An 18614-nucleotide genomic window follows, 5' to 3' on the forward strand; every position below is an offset into this window, starting at 1 on the left:
TACTTATTTAAGCGCAATAAATTTTGATTTCAAATCGTTGATAACCGCGTCTAAGAAATTGTTCTCATCAGCAGTTAAGTTATTTTTTGTTTTGTCCTTTAATAATGACAGTAGATCGATATTAAAGCGCGCCAAATTTTTATCGACTTCGGTTTTACCGGTCTGAGGATCGGGCTGCAAACCCATGGCCATTGCGGCGGATGAGCCAATCGACATAATTAACACGTTAAATGAAGCTTCCATATTTTCCATATTAAAACCTTTTAATTCTGCTTGAAGATTATTTTAATCTTTTTGTTATAACCTTTATCCACCAATAGCGTAGCCCAAGAGATTTTTCTCTCTTGCGGTAACGTTGGGGTGAAATTTTAAATTGTAAAGCTTGGGGTTAATTTTTGATAAAATACTGAAGAAATAAGTGCCTTCAAAGATTTTATCGTTATGCGATTCTAAATGATGCAGCTTGTGTAAAAGTAAGCCGAATTCGAAGTTTTGTGCCTGCGAGACAGACAGGGCCTTAAGATCGGCTTTATAGATCTCTTTTGAAAGGCCCAGTGCATAAGCCAGGGCATTAAAAAGTGGGGCAAAAATTTTATCAAGCGGCGCCAGTGAAATGTAGATCAGCCCCAGAGTTTTACGTGTAAGTTTTGAGTGTAAAAAGCCATGACTTAACAGCAGGTGCACGAAGAGCTTTTTTTCGGCCTGTGTTAGCTGCTCGAGGGTTTTGTTATTGATAAAAACCACCAGTTGATTAGAGAACTCGGGCCAGACCAGAGGAGGTGTGTGTCGGTCGGTCACAAAAAAGCGCACTTTTCTAAAGCCGTAGGCCAGGGCGTTTTGTTTAAATAGTCCAGCGAGTTTATATGGATCATTGCCCAGAATTTCTTGGGCGCGGGTGCGCTCGATAAAAATTTTAAGACCTTTGTGAAAGATCAGATACAACAAAATTAAACATAATAAAAAGGCTATTGCTAAGCCTAAGCGGCCTGCGACCTGAAATCCTAAAATTAAAAAAACAAAACAGCTGGTAGCGGTTATTAACCAGACTTGAGTCAGGGTCTTCATGGCCTTAATTTTTATGTGAAGTAAGGTTGAAATCAAGCCTATTTATGCCAAAATAATAGGGGTCGAAAGAATATCATGGAGATAGATTATGTCGAATATGGATGTTGCAGCACTGAATCAAGCCGTTAAAGAACAAAGTTTGTTTGTTGTGCAGATGATGAATGAGATGAACAAAGTGGTCGTCGGTCAGCGTGAAATGATCGAAGGTATCGTGATGGGATTACTGACAGGCGGACACATTCTTTTAGAAGGTGTTCCGGGGTTAGCAAAAACACTGACGATCTCAACCTTAGCGCAGACCATTTCGTTACACTTTCAGCGTATTCAGTTTACGCCGGATTTATTACCGACCGATCTGATCGGCACCATGGTGTTCAACCCGAAATCCGGTGAGTTTACAGCTAAAAAAGGACCGATCTTTGCCAATATCGTCTTAGCCGATGAGATCAACCGTGCGCCGGCCAAAGTGCAATCGGCACTTTTAGAGGCGATGGCCGAAAAACAGGTCACCATCGGTGATTCATCGTATAAGCTAGATCATCCGTTTTTAGTTATGGCGACACAAAATCCATTAGAGCAAGAAGGAACCTACCCGTTGCCGGAAGCGCAGATGGACCGCTTTATGTTTAAGATTAATGTTTCGTACCCATCAAAATCTGAAGAACTGGAAATCGTCAATCGCATGGGTGTCAATGACCGCCCAACGATTCAGACGGTTTTAACCAAAGAGCAATTATTGGCAACAATTAAAACCGTAGATCAAATCTACGTGGATCAAAAAGTGCGTAATTACATCGTCGATCTGATTATGGCAACGCGCGAACCGAAACTTTACGGTTTAGGGCGTTTAGAAAAAATTATCGCCGTCGGCGGTTCGCCGCGTGCTTCATTATCGTTGATCCGCGCAGCGAAAGCGCATGCATTTTTACGCGGCCGTGGATTTGCCACGGTCGAAGATATTAAATCAATTGTTTATAAAGTTTTACGTCACCGTTTAATTTTAACTTACGAAGCAGAAGCTGAGAATTTAAAACAAGACGATGTGATCCGTGAAGTTTTGGCCGCAGTTGAAGTTTCTGCCTAATCGGCAAAAAAGGTTTATTTAACTCATGGCTGAGCAACAACAGCAGGTTCCTGCAGAGATATTAAAAAAGATCAAGCGCATTGAAATCGATACGCGCAAGATGGTGAATAATATCTTTTCTGGCGAATACCACACTAAATTCAAAGGGCAGGGAATGACATTTTCTGACTTTCGTGAATACGTGGCCGGCGATGATGTGCGTAATATCGCCTGGACGCTGATGGCACGTGCGGGAAAACCGTATGTAAAAACTTTTGAAGAAGAGCGTGAGTTGACGTTAATGATCTGTGTGGATGTCTCGGGATCAAATGATTTCGGGTCACGCGATCATTTTAAAGGTGAAACTTTGGCCTATGTCGCTGCGACGTTGGCGTTTTCGGCGATCAAAAATAATGACCATGTGGGGTTATTGTTATTTTCAGATGATGTTGAGTTGTTCGTGCCGCCGAAAAAAGGTAAAAACCACGTTTACCGAATTTTACGTGAAATTTTATTTTATAAACCAAGATCAACAAAAACCAGAATCAGTTCAGCTTTAGATTATTTGCGCGGCGTTTTGAAAAAACGCGCTACGATCTTTGTGTTATCAGATTTTCAGGATAAAGATTATCAGACATCACTTACCTACTTAGAAAAAAAGCATGAAGTGATCGCAGGGCTTGTCACGGATCCGGCCGAGTTTATGTTTCCGGATGTGGGTTTGATTGATTTACATGATTCTGAAACCGGCGAGACGGTGTTAATTGACACCTCAAATCCGGTGTTCAGAGAAGAGATGAAAACCAAGTTTCAGAACGATTTTGAAGGGTTTCAAAAAAACCTAAAGCGCTCGGGCGTTGACAGCTTTACCTTTGAAGCGGATGAGAATTTTCATAAGTCATTGTTGGCCTTTTTTAAAAGAAGGAAGTCGCGTTAATGGCTGATGTGAAATGCACCACGGTCATACCTGAGGTTTCTGGCTTAAAAGCAAATGAGCTGACAGTCGGGCGCCACTTTTTTTTAAACTGTGAAGGTCAATACGATAAATCTTTTGATTTTACCAAAGCGCAGTTTGTTACTGACGAGCAGTCAAAATACATTATTAAATTATTTAAAGCCGAAGCCCGGGGCACGGATTCGTTTGATGTCGATATGACCTTATATCAAGCGGGCAAAGTACAACTGCCAAATCTGGTATTAACTGACGGCGGGGTGCAGATCGATCTTGGTCAGCAGCAATTTGAAGTGATTTCGGTGTTGCCAAAACCAGACCCAAATGCCGAAAAGCCCGAGCCGCCAAAACCATTTGGTTTTGCGATCGGCATGCTGCACTGGCCGATGGCGTACACCTTGATTTTTGCAAGCCTGCTTTTGGCTGTCATTGCCCAGGCGATTTATTTAGCGGCCCGCACCCAGCGCTGGAAACAGTTGCGCGCCGTCGTGGATAGCTTTGACTCGGCCCAGGAGCCGGATAATCAGTTTTATAAAACCATCCGCGAATTAGAGAAAAAAGACTATCCGGTTGCTGACATCGAACGCGCAGCTAAAGTTTATATCTTGCGCCGGTTTCAGGTGCCGATTTTTAATTTAACGTTAAAAGAGACGGTGGCCTTTATTAAAAAGCGCCATCCGCAATTAAAAGAGCTGCGCCGTCAGGTCTATAACATCGTTAAAGATATTGAGCTCTTGGCCAAAGAAAAAGATCTTACTGAAGATTCAAAAGTTAAATTTATTAAACGTTTTTATGAATTTATTGCCCGCTGTGAAGCGACCCAAAAAAGCGGAGGGTTTAGCCGATGACGCTTTTTGGTTATATCTGGGCTAACCCGTGGGCCTTTGCACTGCTGCTGCTATTGCCGCTGGTCTACTGGTTTTATCACCGTATTAACAAAAAAAAGGCCACCTTTCAGATCAGTAATGTGCAGCTATTTAAATCCTGGGCCGGCCGTGGCCGGGTGCAGTTAGTTAAGTTAAATACTGTTTTATTGTTCGTAAGTCTGGCATTGATGATCGTGGCGTTGGCGCGCCCGCAAACGCAGGATGAAAAAGTTAAGCGCACCTTAGATGGTTTAGATATCGTGATCGTCTTGGATATCTCGGATTCGATGCTGATCGAAGATATGAAACCGGTTAACCGCTTAGAGTCAGCTAAAGAAACCATTGCTAACTTTATTAAACAGCGGACTTCAGACCGCATCGGTATTGTGATCTTTGCCGGTGAGGCCTTTACATTAGTGCCGCCTACTTTGGATTATCAATTGATCGAAGAGCGCATTGCACAGATTAAGACCGCGCAGGTTGCACGCATTAAAGATGGCACCGCAATCGGGGTGGCCACCGCTGCCGGAGCTGCGAGATTAAAAGATTCACAGGCCAAAGAGCGCGTGATGATTTTTCTTACCGATGGTGAAAATAACTCGGGCATGATTGATCCAGAAACCGGGTTAGAGATCGCTAAAGGGTATGATATTAAAATCTACTCGATCGGTCTTGGTAAATCAGGGCCAACCAAACTTCCGATTTATTCAACGGATATGTTTGGCAATAAAGTTAAACGGTACCAGCCGTTTGAATCAACGGTTAACGACGAACTCCTTGGTTTAATGGCATCGACGACCGGCGGTAAATATTTTCGTGCCACGCGCGAAGACTCGCTGGCCGGCGTATTTAATGAGATCAACAGTTTAGAGACGACTAAGATCGAAGATCAAAAGTATGTGCGCTATAACGAATTTTTTCATTTATTCTTGATCTGGGGCGTAATTTTATTTTTACTTAATCGCATTTTAAATTACTCGTTGTTAAAGAGAGGTCCCTAGTGTCGGTTTTACGTTGGGGTAATCCATCAGCATTTAGTTTTTTAATAATGCTCGGCGTGTGGGTGTTATTATATTTTTACTTTGAGAAAAACTCGGAGAAAAAATTAAACCAGGCCTTTGGCACCAAAGTTGTTCCGTGGTTACGCGCCAGCGTGTCGTTTCCAAAGCGCCGTTTACAGCTGGTGTTGCAGGTTATCGGCGGTTTATTTTTAATTTTAGCTCTGGCGCGTCCGCAGATGGGCCAATCTGAGCAAGAAGTAAAATCTGAAGGTGTTGAACTGATGATTTTAGCTGACGTGTCGGATTCGATGCTGGCCGAGGATGTTAGGCCTTCACGTTTACAACAGATGAAAATCGATCTGGCAAAACTGATGGATTTAATGCCGGGTAATAAAACCGGTTTGATCGCCTTTGCCGGAAGTGCGGCGCTGATGTCGCCGTTAACGTCTGATCCGGGGGCGCTTAAGTTATATATCGATTCACTGGATACCTATGCGGTATCAACCCAGGGAACAGCGTTTGAACCGGCGTTATCTTTTGCCAAAGAAGCTTTTGAAAAAGGCGGCGTAACACAGTCAACTGACTTAAAAACCACGCGTGTAATTATCGTGGCCTCTGACGGTGAAGACCAGGAAGAAGGCGCACTGGAAGCCGCAAAAGCCCTGGCCAAAGACGGCGTAAAAATTATTTCTGTCGCCTACGGTACGGAAAAAGGCGGCACGATCCCAACGCGTGATCCTTTCGGTAATCTTACCGGAGCCAAAAAAGACCGCGAAGGCAATACCATTATGACCACGGTTAAAGGTGAGTTTTTAAAATCGCTCGCCCAAGCCGGTGAGGGCAGTTTTTATTTTGCCTCATTTGACGGAAGCCACTTAAAACAAATCGCCAATGACATCAGTCTTTACGAAAAAGCACTGTTTGATTCATCGATGGTTGTGCAATACGACGAAAAATTTGTGTACCCGTTATCAATTGGTTTAGTGATTTTAATTTTAAGTTTAATGATCTCTGATCGCCGCCGTGAGCCGATTATGTGGAAAGGACGTTATGAGTACTAAGATAATGTCTTTTTTATTAGGGCTGCTGTTATCTGGCGTGCTGCTGGCCCAGGTGCCGGCCGCAACTGAATCGCCGGATACCACCGCAGGCCCAAGGCCACTGCCGCCGAAAGCCACCGATAAATTGCCGTGGCCAAGTTTAAGTTCGCTGTATTACGACTATAAAGCGCGCAATGCGCTACAGGAGAAAAACCCCGAACTTGCGCAGCAGTACAACTTAAAAATTTTAGAAAATGAACCGTACTCGGTGCAAACGCATTCAAACTTAGGCATTGCTTTTGATCATCTTCAGCAAAAAGAAGAATCAGCTAAGTCGTTTGATTTGGCCATTGATTTGCTTGAAGCCTACAAAGATCAATTGCCGCCATCGGATGCGTTTCAGATTTATTACAATTTAGGGCTGCGTTTTCAGCAGGCGAAAAATACCGAGCGCGCGTTAGAGTACTATCAAAAAGCTCTCGAAGTTAATCCGGCATCGATTGAAACCAAACACAATATCGAACTGTTAATCCAGCAGCAGCAACAAGGCGGCGGTGGCGGCCAGGGTAAAGATCAAAATCCGCAGGATAAAGATCAGAACTCAAAAGATGGCGAAGATAAAGAAGAAAAAGAAAAAGACCAAGAAGAAGATCGCCAGCAAACGTCGAAATACAAACCCCGCCCTTATCAAGGGGATAAGTTAAGCGAAGCGGATGTGAAAAAAATCTTAGGCGAGTTATCGCAGCAAGATAAAAAAATCCGCGCTAATTACAATAAAAAAGACCGTAAAGAGGATAAAAATGCAAAAGATTGGTAAGCTATTCCTCGTGCTATTTATGCAAATGTCAGCGGCTATCGCCATGGCCGCTGATTCGTTAAAAGTTGAAATTCAGCCCGAATCAGTGGGTTTAGGTGACACGGTACAGATTTATTTAACGGTGCAATCATCCAGTGATTTTGAAATGGCTGACCCGAAAGTGCCGGAGATCGACGGCCTAAAGCTTTTGCAAGCGCAAAACGCCGGGCAGTCGACATCAACCCGCATGAATTTTATCAACGGTAAAACCGACTTTTCCAAAACCGTAACCCAGCAATTTGTGTTTGTGTATCAGGCTGACAAATCAGGCATCGTGCAGATTCCGTCATTTACCGTTGAAGTCAACGGTAAGCAGATGATGTCGGCTCCGCAAAAAATTTCGGTATCACGCGATAGCCAAGCTAGAAAACAGCAGCGGCCAAACGTGGCCGGGCGGCCGCAGTTTCAGGATGATGATCCGTTTGCATTAGAAGAAGATGATATGTTTTCACAGCTGATGAAGCAGCGTCAGAAAATGTTAGAAGAAATGCAAAAACAATTCGGCCAGATGCCGGGTGGTAATCGCGGCGGTCTTGGACCTAATTTTAATCCGCAACAGCCAAACCAGATCCCTTCACGCACCATCGAAAACTTAAATACCAATGAGGCGTTTTTTATTTACGCTGACATTGATAAAAAACAGGTTTTTGAAGGCGAGCAGATCACCGCGACCTGGTACATTTATACGCGCGGAAATTTAGATTCATTGGACCGTGCAAAATTTCCGGATTTAAAAGGGTTCTGGAAAGAAATCATTGAAGAAGTGCCATCACTGCAATTTACCGAAGAAATGGTCAACGGTGTAATGTACCGTAAAGCGCTGTTGGCTGCGCACGCGCTGTTTCCGATTAAGCCGGGTAAAACGGTGATCGACGAATTTAAAATTAAAGCCAAAGTGCGGCTGCCTACCCAGTTTGGCTGGGGTTCACAGCAAGAGTACACCAAGTCGTCAAAACGCATCGAAGTCAATGTGTTGCCGCTGCCACAGGAAAATAAACCGCTGTCGTTTTCAGGTGCGGTGGGGCAGTTTCAAATTCAGACCCAGGTTGACGGTACAAGTTTTCCTGCAGGACAGCCGATTTCACTGCGTGTGCGTTTAGAAGGTCAGGGTAATGCCAAGGTGATTGAATTGCCAAATATTCAGTGGCCGGAAAATCTAGAAGTTTACGATACCAAAAGTGAATCAAAATTTTTTAAAGACGGTTTAAGTTTTAAAGAATTTGAAATTTTAGTGATCGCTAAAGCTCCCGGCGAAGTAAGTATCCCGCAGATTAATTTTTCGTACTTTGATCCGTCAACAAAGCAGTATGTAACAAAATCAACAGAGACATTTAAAATCAATATCACTGAAGCCATCAAAGGCTCGACCCTGGCGCCGTTAAAGGCCAGCGATAAAGCTGTGGCCGAGCAGGCCGAGGCTGAGAAAATCTTTTTACCGATCACTGAGTTATCATCAGCGTGGGTTTCGTGGGGTGCTGTGAAATTGCCGGTGTTGATTGTGGTATCTCTTTTGGCCATTTTTACGGTGCTGGGACAGTTTTTGTTGGATCTAAAAAAACTGCAGATGTCGCCGCAGTTATCATTTAAAGTCGATGCGAAAATGAAAGTGCTAGAGGGCGCGGTAAAATCTAAAGACTACAAATTGTTTGGTGCCGAGGCGATTAATTTACTTTATTTAGTGACGGCGCATTTGGCGCAGGAAGAAAGTGCCACGCAGGATTGGGGCGCACTTTTTTACAAGATGCCAGAGAATTACCGTAAATCCTACGAGACGAAATTGAACGAATTATTTGATTATTTTCAGATGATCGGTTTTGCTCCGGAATCGGTGCGGGATCAGGCTCTTAGTCGTAATTCGGCAGAAGAAATGTTCATGCAACTTAAAGCGACAGCAAATAAAATCGTGTCTGAATTGCCGTAAATTGTCGTTCGAAAAAATTAAGCAAATTTACTCTTGAAAACGGGTAGTATCACTTGTAGCCTTAAATTTTACGGGGAGTTGCGAGTGAGACTTACGTCTAGTTTGATTTTAATGGGATTATTATGCGTTTCATTTGGTTGTGCGACCAAATCAGCAAACTCGGAAACACCAAATCTAGGCAAAGAATACACGAACGAAGGTGATTTGGAGAAATTCCGGGTCAAAGATAGTGAAAAGCAATCTGCCAAAGTCACGGAAAATCAAGAGCTCGAATCTATTCCGATTGAAATTAACGAAAAAGTAGAAATGTGGATCAGATACTTTCAGGGCCGTGGCCGTCCCCACATGGAGCGCTATTTAGCCCGTTCTACCCGTTATGAAGCGTTAATGAAAAAAGTTTTACGCGATAATAAATTACCAGAAGATTTATTCTACATTGCTTTGATCGAATCAGGTTTTTCATCTTCGGCGAGATCACACGCATCGGCAGTAGGGTACTGGCAGTTTATCCGCGGTACGGGTAAGCGTTATAAATTAGATATTAATAAAATGGTCGATGAGCGCCGTGACCCGGTTTTAGCTACACAGGCGGCAGCTGAGTACTTCAGAGATCTGTATTCAATTTTTAATTCTTGGTATTTATCAATGGCCGCATACAATGTGGGTGAAGGCCGTGTGATCAAAGTGGTCAGAAAATACAAAACCAGAGATTTCTGGGAATTATCACGTCACAAACGGGCATTACCGGCCGAGACAGATAACTATGTTCCGAAATACATCGCAGCCAAACTTATTGCCAAAAATCCGGATAAGTACGGCTTTGAAGGTATTGATTACATGACGCCGATTGAGTTTGATCATGTGACTTTAAAAGAGCCGGTCAACTTACGTTTGATGGCCGAGAAAATGAATTTTAACTACGAAGATTTCAAAGATTTAAATCCAAAATTTAAAGGTGAAATCGCGCCACTTGATAAGAACAACACGTTAAGCTTACGTATTCCTGCAGGTACGATGGAAGTCGCGATGGCTGCTGCATCTGCATCCGTTGCAAGCTTAGTGGATTTTGTGCCTGACCAGGTTGAAACCCAATACTACAAAGTTAAACGCGGTGATAACTTAGGTTCAATCGCCAGACGTTACCGGACAACCGTTGCGTATTTACGTGAATTAAATGATTTTCCGAGAAAGAAAACCATCCGCGTAGGCCAAAGAATCATCGTTCCGGATCGTACGCCGTTGATCGAACGTAGATCTACTAAAGGTGGAAAAAAGAAATCAAGCTCAAGCAAAGTGACCACCACCAGCGATATCTATGTGGTAAAAAGAGGCGACACATTAGCTTCGATCGCCAACAAATTCGACCTGTCAGTGATAGAATTAAGCAAAGCTAATGGTATCAAAAGAAAGTCTAAATTACGCGCAGGCGCAAGACTAAGCATCCCGCGCATTTAGATAGCCCGTGCAGCCCTAAGTTTACCATCGCCACACTGTGCCGACAGTAAACATCCGGTAAAAACAGCAAAAGCAGCTTCAGGGCTGCTTTTTTTATAGGTGCTACCAAAAAATAAAAAATAGCAGGATGCTATTTTTTTCGCGCTAGCCCCGTAGCGGGAGCGAAGGGGTTTTTGGCAGGAGCCAAAAACAAAAAACTCTAAACTTTGTCATCCACTGATAAGTTTAGAGTTAAGGGGAATGAAACCAATCCATGATATAAAATGTAATTTTTTTTCCTTCCATTGCAGTCTTCACCGCAGGTCTTATATCCTTTGGCAGCTGGCTGGCATTGTTAGCCCCTATAGCTTTGCGTCCCAGAATTTCCTCTGGTTTGCCTTGAGGCAAAAGAAGGATACGGAATTACCCGTATACTTTTCAAACCGCTAGTGACCTCCTCTATTGGTTAAAGGGTTTAGTCTTAATAAACGGTAAAATATTTTATTTAGCGCATCGTCACTTCGGTGCTTTATCGTTATGATCGTAAATTCGCTTCATATAACGTCCCTCCTAAAAAACTAACAACTGACCCAGGTTGACTTGGCCTTTACGACCTTTGCCCGGCATACGTTAGAAAGCTTACTCAGCTTTGTTTGCTTGTATGAATTAAGAATAGCTGAGGTGCGAATTGTATTTCCAATTTTTTTTGCTTAATCTCAAAAAAGCATATAAAACGTCTCAGAGGTACACATATGGTCGCTTTTAACGCCGTTACAAAACAAGTTGGTACAAAGATTTTGTATTCGAATGGTTCATTTCAAATTAATCCCGGCGATAAAATCGGCCTGGTAGGCCCTAATGGCGCGGGTAAGACGACGATCTTTCGCTTAATTATGGGCGAAGAATCTCCTGATCAAGGCACGATTTCAAAACCCGAGCGTGTGCGTATTGGTTATTTCTCGCAGAACATTGAAAACATGAAAGGCCGCTCAGTTTTGGCTGAAGTACTTGCCTCAGGCGGTTTAGATAAAATCGTAGATCAGATCAAACATTATGAAGAGCGTCTGCAGGATCCTAATCTTGGTGAAGATGAGATGATGGATGTTGTTGAAAAATACGGTGTGCTGCAGGAGCAGTTCGAAGCCGTCGGTGGGTATGATGTAGAACCGCGTGCAGCGGCGATCCTAGGTGGTCTGGGTTTTTCGAAAGAGGATATGCAAATGGATGTCGGCCAGTTTTCGGGCGGATGGAAAATGCGTGCCTCTTTAGCCAAGATTTTATTACTGCAGCCTGATGTTCTGTTACTGGATGAGCCGACGAATCACTTAGACGTTGAATCGATCATCTGGCTTGAACAATGGATCAAAGAATTTAAAGGCTCTGTGCTTATGACGTCGCATGATCGTGATTTTATGAACAGACTTTGTACGAAAACGATCGAAATCGCGAACAAGCAGGTAACTGTGTACGGCGGCAATTATGATTTTTACGATAAAGAACGTCAGATCCGCAAAGAACAGTTAATCGCAGCCGCTAAACGCCAAGAAGATATGTTAGCTAAAGAAGAAGAGTTTATCGCGCGTTTTGCGGCCCGTGCCTCGCATGCGGCCCAGGTGCAATCACGTGTTAAAAAACTAGAAAAAATCGATCGTATCGAGATTCCGCCGGAAGACCGTGCGATGGATTTTATCTGGCCTGAACCGCCGCGTGGAGGTGATGAAGTTGTTAAGTTTGAAAAACTTGGCAAAACTTATCATTTAAGTGATGGCCGTGAGAAAAATGTTTTTAACAACGCCACAGCCTTAGTTAAACGTTTAGACCGTGTGGCTGTTGTCGGTGTGAACGGCGCCGGAAAGTCGACCTTGCTAAAAATCATCACCAAACAAACCGATGCCACAGCCGGTACCTGTAACGTAGGCCCTTCGATCCAACTGGGATACTTTTCGCAAAACTCTCTGGATCTGTTAAATCCGAACAACACGATCTTACAAGAAGTCGAACAACGCGTACCAAATGCGTCTTTAGGTTCGATCAAATCATTGCTGGGTGCTTTTTTATTTTCGGGTGAAGAAGTTGAAAAGAAAATTTCGGTTTTATCGGGTGGTGAAAAATCACGTGTGATCTTAGCGTGTATCTTATCACAGCCGGTTAATTTTTTAGTGCTGGATGAGCCGACCAATCACTTGGATATTAAATCACGCGAAGTTCTGCTTAAGGCGATCAAAGAATTTCCGGGCACTGTGATGATGGTATCCCATGACCGTTTCTTCTTACGTGAAATCACAACGCGCGTATTTGAGATCGATAAGAACCATTTAACGACGTATGATATGACATACCCTGAGTATGTTGAGCGTGTTCATCACCACTAAATTGATTCAACCAGCTTAGCCGCAAGCTCTTGAAAAGCTTTGGCTTCGGCAGAGTCGGCATAGCTTTCCATGATCGGTACGCCGGCTTCTGAGCCTAATGATACATTCGGGTTAAACGGCACTTCGACAAGTTTTTTGATTCCTTTAGAGGCGATGTATGAATCCATTTCGCCTTTTGGAAATAACTGCATCTTTTCGCCGTTAACAGGGTTAATCATGTACGCCATGTTTTCTACCAAACCTGCGATTTTAATCTGCGTGCGCTCGAACATATCGATCGCTTTTTTGGCGTCGATTAAGGCCACGTTTTGCGGTGTTGATACGATCACGGCTGCAGATACCGGTACTTTTTGCGCCACCGATAACTGCACATCACCGGTACCCGGTGGCAGATCGATCACTAAGTAATCCAGTTCGCCCCATTTAACATCGCGGAAGAATTGATCCATGGCTTTAAATAACATCGGTCCGCGCCAAACAATGGCAGCACCCTCGTCTGCTAAAAAACCGATACTCATTAATTTTAAACCGTAACGTTCGATCGGGTTGATCTCGGTGCCGTTAGAAACGGTGGGCTTTTGGTTAATAGCACCCATCATACGCGGGATCGACGGGCCGTAGATGTCGGCATCCAACAATCCAACAGAACCATATTTACGTAAAGCCAGTGCTAAGTTCGTTGAGACGGTTGATTTACCGACGCCGCCTTTTCCTGAGGCAACAACGATAATTTTTTTAACTCCGGGAATAGCGGCTTGACGATCAAATGGATTCATACAGACGGTCCTTAAAAATGGCGTTTACAAGTAATGTAAGTAACTTAATAATAAAAGAGTGATCAATAGCCAACTGCTTTTATACTTAAATTTAGGAATCGGCCTACTTTTGGTGCTGTATTTCGTTTTAGGGCGCCATAAGCCAAAACCGCCGACACGTCTTAACATGCGCGCTAAGGAATCTTTAGAAAAAAAGCCGGTTATCTTAGAGCCTGAGGCAAAAAAAGAGCTGGCCGTCGTCGACGAACAACCACGTGAGGCGAGCAGGTCATTGGCGGTGATTTTTATGTATAACGGGCATGATTGGGAAGCGCACGATGTCTTAGGTGTGCCGCAAGGCTCGTCAATGCATCAGGTGACGTTGGCCTATCAGCAGTTAATTAAAACTGCTGATTCTAGATCGTTACAATTTTATGAGTTGGCCTATTCGGCGATTTCTACTCGGCACCGGAAGCATCGTCTGTAGATGCTGCGGCTTCAGCTTTGATTTCTGATTTTAAAATAATAACCTGCGCTTGTGTCAGCGGAGTTTCGGTTAGACCAAGAGTGCTCTTTTTTTCGTTATAATCGGTTCTATCAAAGTCTAGGATGCCGGTTTGCATACCGATCTCAGCCAGGATCGCAAAATGATTTTGTGACCAGTTAGAAACTTTTAACGCTTCAACTTCTTCACTGTGGCGGCCTTCTTTCATCGCCATTAAAGAATCAAATGTGTGTAATTTGCGCGTCTGGATCACCTGCACTTTGATGGCGGCAGAAGCTGTATCTGTTGTTTCAGCGCTGACCGGAGCGGCGTGTTTGTTTGCTGATGGCGGGATGTGCTCTAATAAAACTACTTTACCTTCCATAAACATATAGACCAAACGGTTCTGGGCAAGCAACGACTCGGCGATTTCGCGTTGTTCGGCATTTTCAATTTTATTGATTAATTGCTTCTTGAAAGCCACGTTTTCGGGTGAATCCTGGCGTTCAGCAACGGTGATATCGGCAAGGTTGTTAAGTTCGATAACTTCGCCAGAGATTTTTTTGCTGACTTTGGCCGGACGTTCCTGGGCTTTACCGCAGCCAGAAAAGTTAACTACCGCCATTGTTGCTAAGACCGAAAAAATAATTAGGTTTTTCATATGACACCTTCTTTAAATAAAAATTAAAACGATAAATCCGTTGAAATACCCACAGTCGAGGTTTCTTTATCAAACGCCTGTAAGTTGTTTTCGTAAGTCGTATCTTTTAAAAACGGGGCACGGTTATAGTGGTACAGCGAAAAGCCTAAGTTATCATTTACACTGTACGAGATACTTTCTAAAAGTAAAAAGCCCGAGCGCACCACATCTTCATATGAGTAGGCCGAAGTGAACTGAAATCTCATGCCGATAGAAATCGGCTTAAATTTATAACCGGCCTTTAAATTCTGTACGATTTTATATTCAGTAGCCGGTTCGCCGTTAACACGGGTGGTGTATTTGTTGGTGTAGTAACCATAGGCTACCGAGTACGATAAACTGAAATTCGGAATGTCTAAAGCCTTCGAGTCCAGTGCCGCAAGGACACCGATGTTATTGACTAATTCGATCTCGCGGTTTTCGCGTGATTCATCTGAAAGCGGTAACTCAACCGAAGTGTACGGTGAAAGTTTTATGGCGCCTAGTTTCCAGCCTTTGTATAAAAGCGAAAATATGCCATCACCCATGCCGGAACCTTCTCTGGGTTGGTTTAAATCGTAGCCATAAAATAAATCCGCGCGGATCGAGAAATCATAAAATTCAAATTTTGGTGAAAACGAGATACCTAAACCGCGGCCACGTACGCCTTCAGAATTTTCTTCAACGTTTTGTTCGTACGAAAAGCTCAGATTGGCAGAAAGTTTATACGGTGATTCTTCAACTTCAACATCAGGGTAAACCGGGGGCGGGGGCTGAATCGTCGTGCGTTGTTGTTGTTTTAGCTTTTGTTGTTCGCGGTATTTTTTTAATTGTGACGCCTGACGGGCTTTTTCGTCCATACTGCCAGGTTGAGTGATGCGCGCAAAACTGACCTCTGCGAGCAGGATTGCACCAAGAATTATAGCTAGAGATAAAATCAGATTTCGCTTCATGAGTTTGGGGCTCCCGTAGGTTAATTAACTACGAAATCTCAATTGCGAAAATAGAGCCTGTTTATGGCTATTTAACAGCTTTTGACATAGCCTTTGCCGTCAATCTTTTTGACAGCGACGGATTTAGGCAGATTTGTATTGTTCTGCTGAAAAGCAGACTTACTTTTTAGCTTCTTGCGCTTTGTACTCTTTAAGCGTTTGGTTCATTGATTTTAGCCGGTTCGAAAAAGATTCTAACATCGACGAGGCCCATAGCGGCAAATCGTTTAACATAATGTTGTAACCTTCTTCTGAAATTTTCATTAATTTACAATCGGTCTCGGCCTGGGCCGAAGCGGTGCGGGCCCCTTTGTCGATCAGCGCAAATTCACCTAACGTATCGCCGGGATTAAGCTTAGCCAGTTCAACTTTTTGCCCTTGTTTATTTTTAGAAAAAATTTTTACCGTGCCGGATTCGATAATGTAAAAGTGAGCTTCAATATCACCTTCGAAAAAAATAAAATCGCCGGCTTTGAATGATTCTTTTGTGATCGAGCTCATAATTACCTCTTTTTCTTTACAATCATAGCCAAATCACCGCGAGAGAGCAAAAAGTCAGCTTTGTTTGTCTGGTCGTAGGTCTTAACAAGCTAGGTTAACTTCGGCAGTTTTATCCTTCGTTTACCTGTAAAAACGGGGTAACATATTGGCTATGGTGTTGCTTAAGATTTTATTCCCGCTTGCATTTGCTTTTTCGTCTAAACCTAATCCGCATTTTCTTGATGGAAAAAAAAACGGCGGCCCAAAAACGATCTCAGCGATTAAAACCGATATCGCCGCAGCCCCTTTAAATCAAACCCAGGTCGATCATCTTCAGGGTGATAAGTCGTACCAGGAATTTTTAAAAGAAAATCAGGCGCTGGTCGAAGCATTTTCAGAATTTACAAAAAAGAACCAGAACGTAAATAACGCCATCGACAGTATTAAAAACTGGAATCCAGCCCAGCCGATCTTAAATAACTACAAAGATTATTTTCTATCAACCTGGTCGGGTAACTATGAAGATGTGTACAAGCACTACCTGGCTCTAAAGAAAGAAAAGAAATTTATCCGTATCCGCTTAGAGCTGATCGTGTTTTTAATCAACTCTCCGGTAGAACAGTTAAAATTTGTCAATGCGGTTGGCTTTATTAAGACCGAATCACGCGCTTTATTACGTCAATTACGCGGCTCTTCTGAAGGTGAAGTTTTTGAAGAAGAGTATTTAAAGTGGTTGCAGCGTAACAAATACTTTGACGAGATTTGCCATACTGAGCGTGACCGCTGGATTGCAGAACCCGGAATTGATTTTGTCGAGCTAACGACGGCGACCGAAAAGTGCCCGGTGGCCTTAGATGATTTTTTAACCCGCATGCGCCGTTTATTGTTTGCGGCCAAAGAATACCAGGCATTACGTGAAATCGAGTTGTTCTCGTCTTACGCCAAACTTCAGGACTGGGAGCGCGCTTACGTGCGTGCTGTTTATGATTCAAACCAGGGTGACCCGGTTACAGCTTTTAAAAACCTGGCAAAATATGAAAAAGAACTTTTAGAAACTGATTACAAAGATAATTACTTCTTTATCGCCCAGCGTGCCGGAGAATTAGAAAAAGCCGAAGCTATCATCGTTAAAATTTTAGCGAAGGTTAAAGGTAAAGAGTACGAGGAGATGCGTTTTCAGCAGGCTTTTTTATTGTACCAGATCAAAAAGTACACTCAGTCCCACGCGATCTTTGATGAGTTATATAAAAATCACCCTTACACTAAGAAAAAACGCCGCAAAAAGCCATCGCGTGATTATGACCAGATTGCCTGGTTACGGGCATGGACTCTGTACTTAGATGGTCAGTATAAAAAGGCCTTAACTGCATTTGAAGCAACGACTAATTATGCCATCGACGAAGCTCGCTTGGCGTACTGGATGGCAGATACCAAATTAAAACTTGGCGATGAAAGTTCGGCGATTGCCGCGTTTAAAAAGTTATCGACGCCGGTCTTGGATCAAAAAGCATTTTCGTATTACAACTTACTTGCGTGGTTACGCTTTGAGAACATGAAAAAAGAATACCGTGATAACGGGGTTTTAAAAAGTATCGCGCTGGTAGCGAAAATGAATAAGGGCCCGTTTCCGGTAGCCTCTGAAACGCAGAGTTACTCGCAGATCATGGAATCTTACAGCTTTCTTGATCAGAGCACGTATGAAACTGACGAAGGCAGTGTGCAGTTAGCCAATTCTGAAAACGAAGTGATTCAGAATATCGATGCGGCCGGTATTGATGTGGCGACTGAAAAAGAATTAGCAGCACAGATTAACTGGGCCAAATTTTTAATCGTACAAAACGAACCGGATTTAGCGCGTTGGCATTTGTATGAAATCGAAAAGAAAATCAATACCCGTAAAAAAGCCGAACAGCTGGCGCAGTTTTATTTAACCCAGCAGTTTTATTACCGTGCTTTATCGTTAATGAACCGTTTTTCTTCGACGGATAGAACCGCTCTGCAGGTTAAGGCCGATCCGGTGATGTGGGCCTCTTTATACCCAGAAGCTTATAAAGAAAAAGTATTTCAGTACGCTGAAAAACGTAAGATCGATCCGTATCTGATTTTATCTATCATGCGTGCTGAAACCCAGTATAAGTCGGATGCGATTTCGCCGGTGGGTGCTGTGGGCTTAATGCAGTTTATGCCGTACTCGGCACAAAAGGTGGCTGATATTATGGATCAAAAAATCCAGACCGATCAGTTATTTGCACCGGAGAAGTCGATTGAGTTTGGTGCAGCCTATTTAAAAAAATTATCTCTGGAAATGGAAAACCAAAAGCCGCTGGTTGCAGCCGCGTACAACGGTGGCCCGCACAGGGTTAAGTCGTGGATTAAAAACCTGGGCCAGCTTGAGTTTGATAAATTTATCGAGCATATCCCGTTTGCTGAGACCAGAACCTACGTAAAACGGGTAATCACTTACCGTGCGATTTACGATAAGCTTTACAATAAAGCGATCGAGCACGAGAAGTACTCGTACTTGTTAAGCCCTATCCCCATGAAGCTTAAAGAGCCGATCTCACTTAAAGAAGAGTGGGAACCGTTTAGACACGAATTCCGACAAAATTAAAAGTAGGCTTTAGAATAAATAAGCAGCTCGATAGAGCTGCTTA

The 18614-nt window shown here is 43.2% G+C and carries 17 protein-coding genes and 1 riboswitch; of the genes, 11 read left to right on the forward strand and 6 right to left on the reverse strand.

Features of this window, described 5'->3' with window-relative positions:
- Nucleotides 1-3 precede the first annotated feature (3 nt).
- Together AC04MM_RS01670 and AC04MM_RS01675 are read right to left on the reverse strand one after the other, a co-directional pair.
- On the reverse strand, nucleotides 4-252 hold the full coding sequence (locus AC04MM_RS01670; protein WP_475378572.1) for a DUF1844 domain-containing protein: 249 nt from the start codon (nucleotides 250-252) through the stop codon (nucleotides 4-6).
- A gap of 54 nt (nucleotides 253-306) precedes the next feature.
- Nucleotides 307-1065: a hypothetical protein gene (locus AC04MM_RS01675; protein WP_475378573.1), complete on the reverse strand. Its 759-nt coding sequence runs from the start codon at nucleotides 1063-1065 to the stop codon at nucleotides 307-309.
- Nucleotides 1066-1153: 88 nt separating this feature from the next.
- Between AC04MM_RS01675 and AC04MM_RS01680 the strand changes: the two genes are divergently transcribed.
- The 9 genes from AC04MM_RS01680 (at nucleotide 1154) to AC04MM_RS01720 (ending at nucleotide 12570) form a co-directional block, all read left to right on the forward strand.
- Nucleotides 1154-2149 carry an AAA family ATPase gene (locus AC04MM_RS01680; protein WP_475378574.1) on the forward strand — a complete coding sequence of 332 codons (996 nt, stop codon included), beginning with the start codon at nucleotides 1154-1156 and terminating at the stop codon, nucleotides 2147-2149.
- Between the two features lie 25 nt (nucleotides 2150-2174).
- On the forward strand, nucleotides 2175-3065 hold the full coding sequence (locus AC04MM_RS01685) for a DUF58 domain-containing protein (protein WP_475378575.1): 891 nt from the start codon (nucleotides 2175-2177) through the stop codon (nucleotides 3063-3065).
- Nucleotides 3065-3928, forward strand: coding sequence for a hypothetical protein (locus AC04MM_RS01690; protein ID WP_475378576.1), 864 nt, complete (start codon nucleotides 3065-3067; stop codon nucleotides 3926-3928). The genes AC04MM_RS01685 and AC04MM_RS01690 overlap by 1 nt, the downstream gene beginning before the upstream one ends.
- A complete protein-coding gene (locus tag AC04MM_RS01695; RefSeq protein WP_475378577.1) occupies nucleotides 3925-4947 on the forward strand; it encodes a vWA domain-containing protein in 1023 nt (340 codons plus the stop codon). The genes AC04MM_RS01690 and AC04MM_RS01695 overlap by 4 nt, the downstream gene beginning before the upstream one ends.
- Nucleotides 4947-6008 (forward strand): VWA domain-containing protein, encoded by a 1062-nt coding sequence (locus tag AC04MM_RS01700; protein ID WP_475378578.1) that lies wholly within the window; start codon nucleotides 4947-4949, stop codon nucleotides 6006-6008. The genes AC04MM_RS01695 and AC04MM_RS01700 overlap by 1 nt, the downstream gene beginning before the upstream one ends.
- Entirely contained in the window at nucleotides 5998-6804 is an 807-nt protein-coding gene (locus AC04MM_RS01705) for a tetratricopeptide repeat protein (RefSeq protein ID WP_475378579.1), read from the forward strand. The genes AC04MM_RS01700 and AC04MM_RS01705 overlap by 11 nt, the downstream gene beginning before the upstream one ends.
- Nucleotides 6788-8764 carry a BatD family protein gene (locus tag AC04MM_RS01710; protein WP_475378580.1) on the forward strand — a complete coding sequence of 659 codons (1977 nt, stop codon included), beginning with the start codon at nucleotides 6788-6790 and terminating at the stop codon, nucleotides 8762-8764. Before AC04MM_RS01705 ends, AC04MM_RS01710 begins: the two co-directional genes overlap by 17 nt.
- A gap of 111 nt (nucleotides 8765-8875) precedes the next feature.
- A complete protein-coding gene (locus AC04MM_RS01715; RefSeq protein WP_475378581.1) occupies nucleotides 8876-10219 on the forward strand; it encodes a LysM peptidoglycan-binding domain-containing protein in 1344 nt (447 codons plus the stop codon).
- A gap of 313 nt (nucleotides 10220-10532) precedes the next feature.
- Nucleotides 10533-10607: riboswitch (cyclic di-GMP riboswitch) on the reverse strand.
- A gap of 343 nt (nucleotides 10608-10950) precedes the next feature.
- Nucleotides 10951-12570: an ABC-F family ATP-binding cassette domain-containing protein gene (locus AC04MM_RS01720; protein ID WP_475378582.1), complete on the forward strand. Its 1620-nt coding sequence runs from the start codon at nucleotides 10951-10953 to the stop codon at nucleotides 12568-12570.
- Here AC04MM_RS01720 and AC04MM_RS01725 read toward each other — a convergent pair.
- Nucleotides 12567-13346, reverse strand: a complete 780-nt coding sequence (locus tag AC04MM_RS01725) for an Mrp/NBP35 family ATP-binding protein (RefSeq protein ID WP_475378583.1) — start codon at nucleotides 13344-13346, stop codon at nucleotides 12567-12569. The two genes, AC04MM_RS01720 and AC04MM_RS01725, sit on opposite strands and share 4 nt — an antisense overlap.
- Before the next feature lie 166 nt (nucleotides 13347-13512).
- Here AC04MM_RS01725 and AC04MM_RS01730 point away from each other — a divergent pair, with 166 nt between their 5' ends.
- A complete protein-coding gene (locus tag AC04MM_RS01730) occupies nucleotides 13513-13812 on the forward strand; it encodes a hypothetical protein (RefSeq protein ID WP_475378584.1) in 300 nt (99 codons plus the stop codon).
- Here AC04MM_RS01730 and AC04MM_RS01735 read toward each other — a convergent pair.
- The 3 genes from AC04MM_RS01735 to AC04MM_RS01745 form a co-directional block, all read right to left on the reverse strand.
- Nucleotides 13784-14470: a hypothetical protein gene (locus tag AC04MM_RS01735; protein ID WP_475378585.1), complete on the reverse strand. Its 687-nt coding sequence runs from the start codon at nucleotides 14468-14470 to the stop codon at nucleotides 13784-13786. The genes AC04MM_RS01730 and AC04MM_RS01735 overlap by 29 nt on opposite strands.
- A 23-nt stretch (nucleotides 14471-14493) precedes the next feature.
- Nucleotides 14494-15441, reverse strand: coding sequence for a hypothetical protein (locus tag AC04MM_RS01740; protein ID WP_475378586.1), 948 nt, complete (start codon nucleotides 15439-15441; stop codon nucleotides 14494-14496).
- A gap of 159 nt (nucleotides 15442-15600) precedes the next feature.
- Nucleotides 15601-15981, reverse strand: a complete 381-nt coding sequence (locus tag AC04MM_RS01745) for a Crp/Fnr family transcriptional regulator (protein WP_475378587.1) — start codon at nucleotides 15979-15981, stop codon at nucleotides 15601-15603.
- A 151-nt stretch (nucleotides 15982-16132) separates the two neighbouring features.
- On the opposite strand from AC04MM_RS01745, the gene AC04MM_RS01750 reads away from it, so the two are divergent.
- Nucleotides 16133-18571 carry a transglycosylase SLT domain-containing protein gene (locus tag AC04MM_RS01750; protein ID WP_475378588.1) on the forward strand — a complete coding sequence of 813 codons (2439 nt, stop codon included), beginning with the start codon at nucleotides 16133-16135 and terminating at the stop codon, nucleotides 18569-18571.
- Nucleotides 18572-18614 lie beyond the last annotated feature (43 nt).

This window comes from Bdellovibrio sp. SBM16, assembly GCF_056175625.1.

Excerpts from the sequence above, each read along its gene's own strand:
- AC04MM_RS01735 (WP_475378585.1), bottom strand. The coding sequence starts at position 14,470 with ATGAAAAACCTAATTATTTTTTCGGTCTTAGCAACAATGGCGGTAGTT.
- AC04MM_RS01670 (WP_475378572.1), bottom strand. The coding sequence starts at position 252 with ATGGAAAATATGGAAGCTTCATTTAACGTGTTAATTATGTCGATTGGC.
- AC04MM_RS01745 (WP_475378587.1), bottom strand. The coding sequence starts at position 15,981 with ATGAGCTCGATCACAAAAGAATCATTCAAAGCCGGCGATTTTATTTTT.
- AC04MM_RS01750 (WP_475378588.1), top strand. The coding sequence starts at position 16,133 with ATGGTGTTGCTTAAGATTTTATTCCCGCTTGCATTTGCTTTTTCGTCT.
- AC04MM_RS01740 (WP_475378586.1), bottom strand. The coding sequence starts at position 15,441 with ATGAAGCGAAATCTGATTTTATCTCTAGCTATAATTCTTGGTGCAATC.
- AC04MM_RS01725 (WP_475378583.1), bottom strand. The coding sequence starts at position 13,346 with ATGAATCCATTTGATCGTCAAGCCGCTATTCCCGGAGTTAAAAAAATT.
- AC04MM_RS01695 (WP_475378577.1), top strand. The coding sequence starts at position 3,925 with ATGACGCTTTTTGGTTATATCTGGGCTAACCCGTGGGCCTTTGCACTG.
- AC04MM_RS01675 (WP_475378573.1), bottom strand. The coding sequence starts at position 1,065 with ATGAAGACCCTGACTCAAGTCTGGTTAATAACCGCTACCAGCTGTTTT.
- AC04MM_RS01690 (WP_475378576.1), top strand. The coding sequence starts at position 3,065 with ATGGCTGATGTGAAATGCACCACGGTCATACCTGAGGTTTCTGGCTTA.
- AC04MM_RS01680 (WP_475378574.1), top strand. The coding sequence starts at position 1,154 with ATGTCGAATATGGATGTTGCAGCACTGAATCAAGCCGTTAAAGAACAA.
- AC04MM_RS01710 (WP_475378580.1), top strand. The coding sequence starts at position 6,788 with ATGCAAAAGATTGGTAAGCTATTCCTCGTGCTATTTATGCAAATGTCA.
- AC04MM_RS01720 (WP_475378582.1), top strand. The coding sequence starts at position 10,951 with ATGGTCGCTTTTAACGCCGTTACAAAACAAGTTGGTACAAAGATTTTG.
- AC04MM_RS01685 (WP_475378575.1), top strand. The coding sequence starts at position 2,175 with ATGGCTGAGCAACAACAGCAGGTTCCTGCAGAGATATTAAAAAAGATC.
- AC04MM_RS01730 (WP_475378584.1), top strand. The coding sequence starts at position 13,513 with ATGCGCGCTAAGGAATCTTTAGAAAAAAAGCCGGTTATCTTAGAGCCT.
- AC04MM_RS01715 (WP_475378581.1), top strand. The coding sequence starts at position 8,876 with ATGGGATTATTATGCGTTTCATTTGGTTGTGCGACCAAATCAGCAAAC.
- AC04MM_RS01705 (WP_475378579.1), top strand. The coding sequence starts at position 5,998 with ATGAGTACTAAGATAATGTCTTTTTTATTAGGGCTGCTGTTATCTGGC.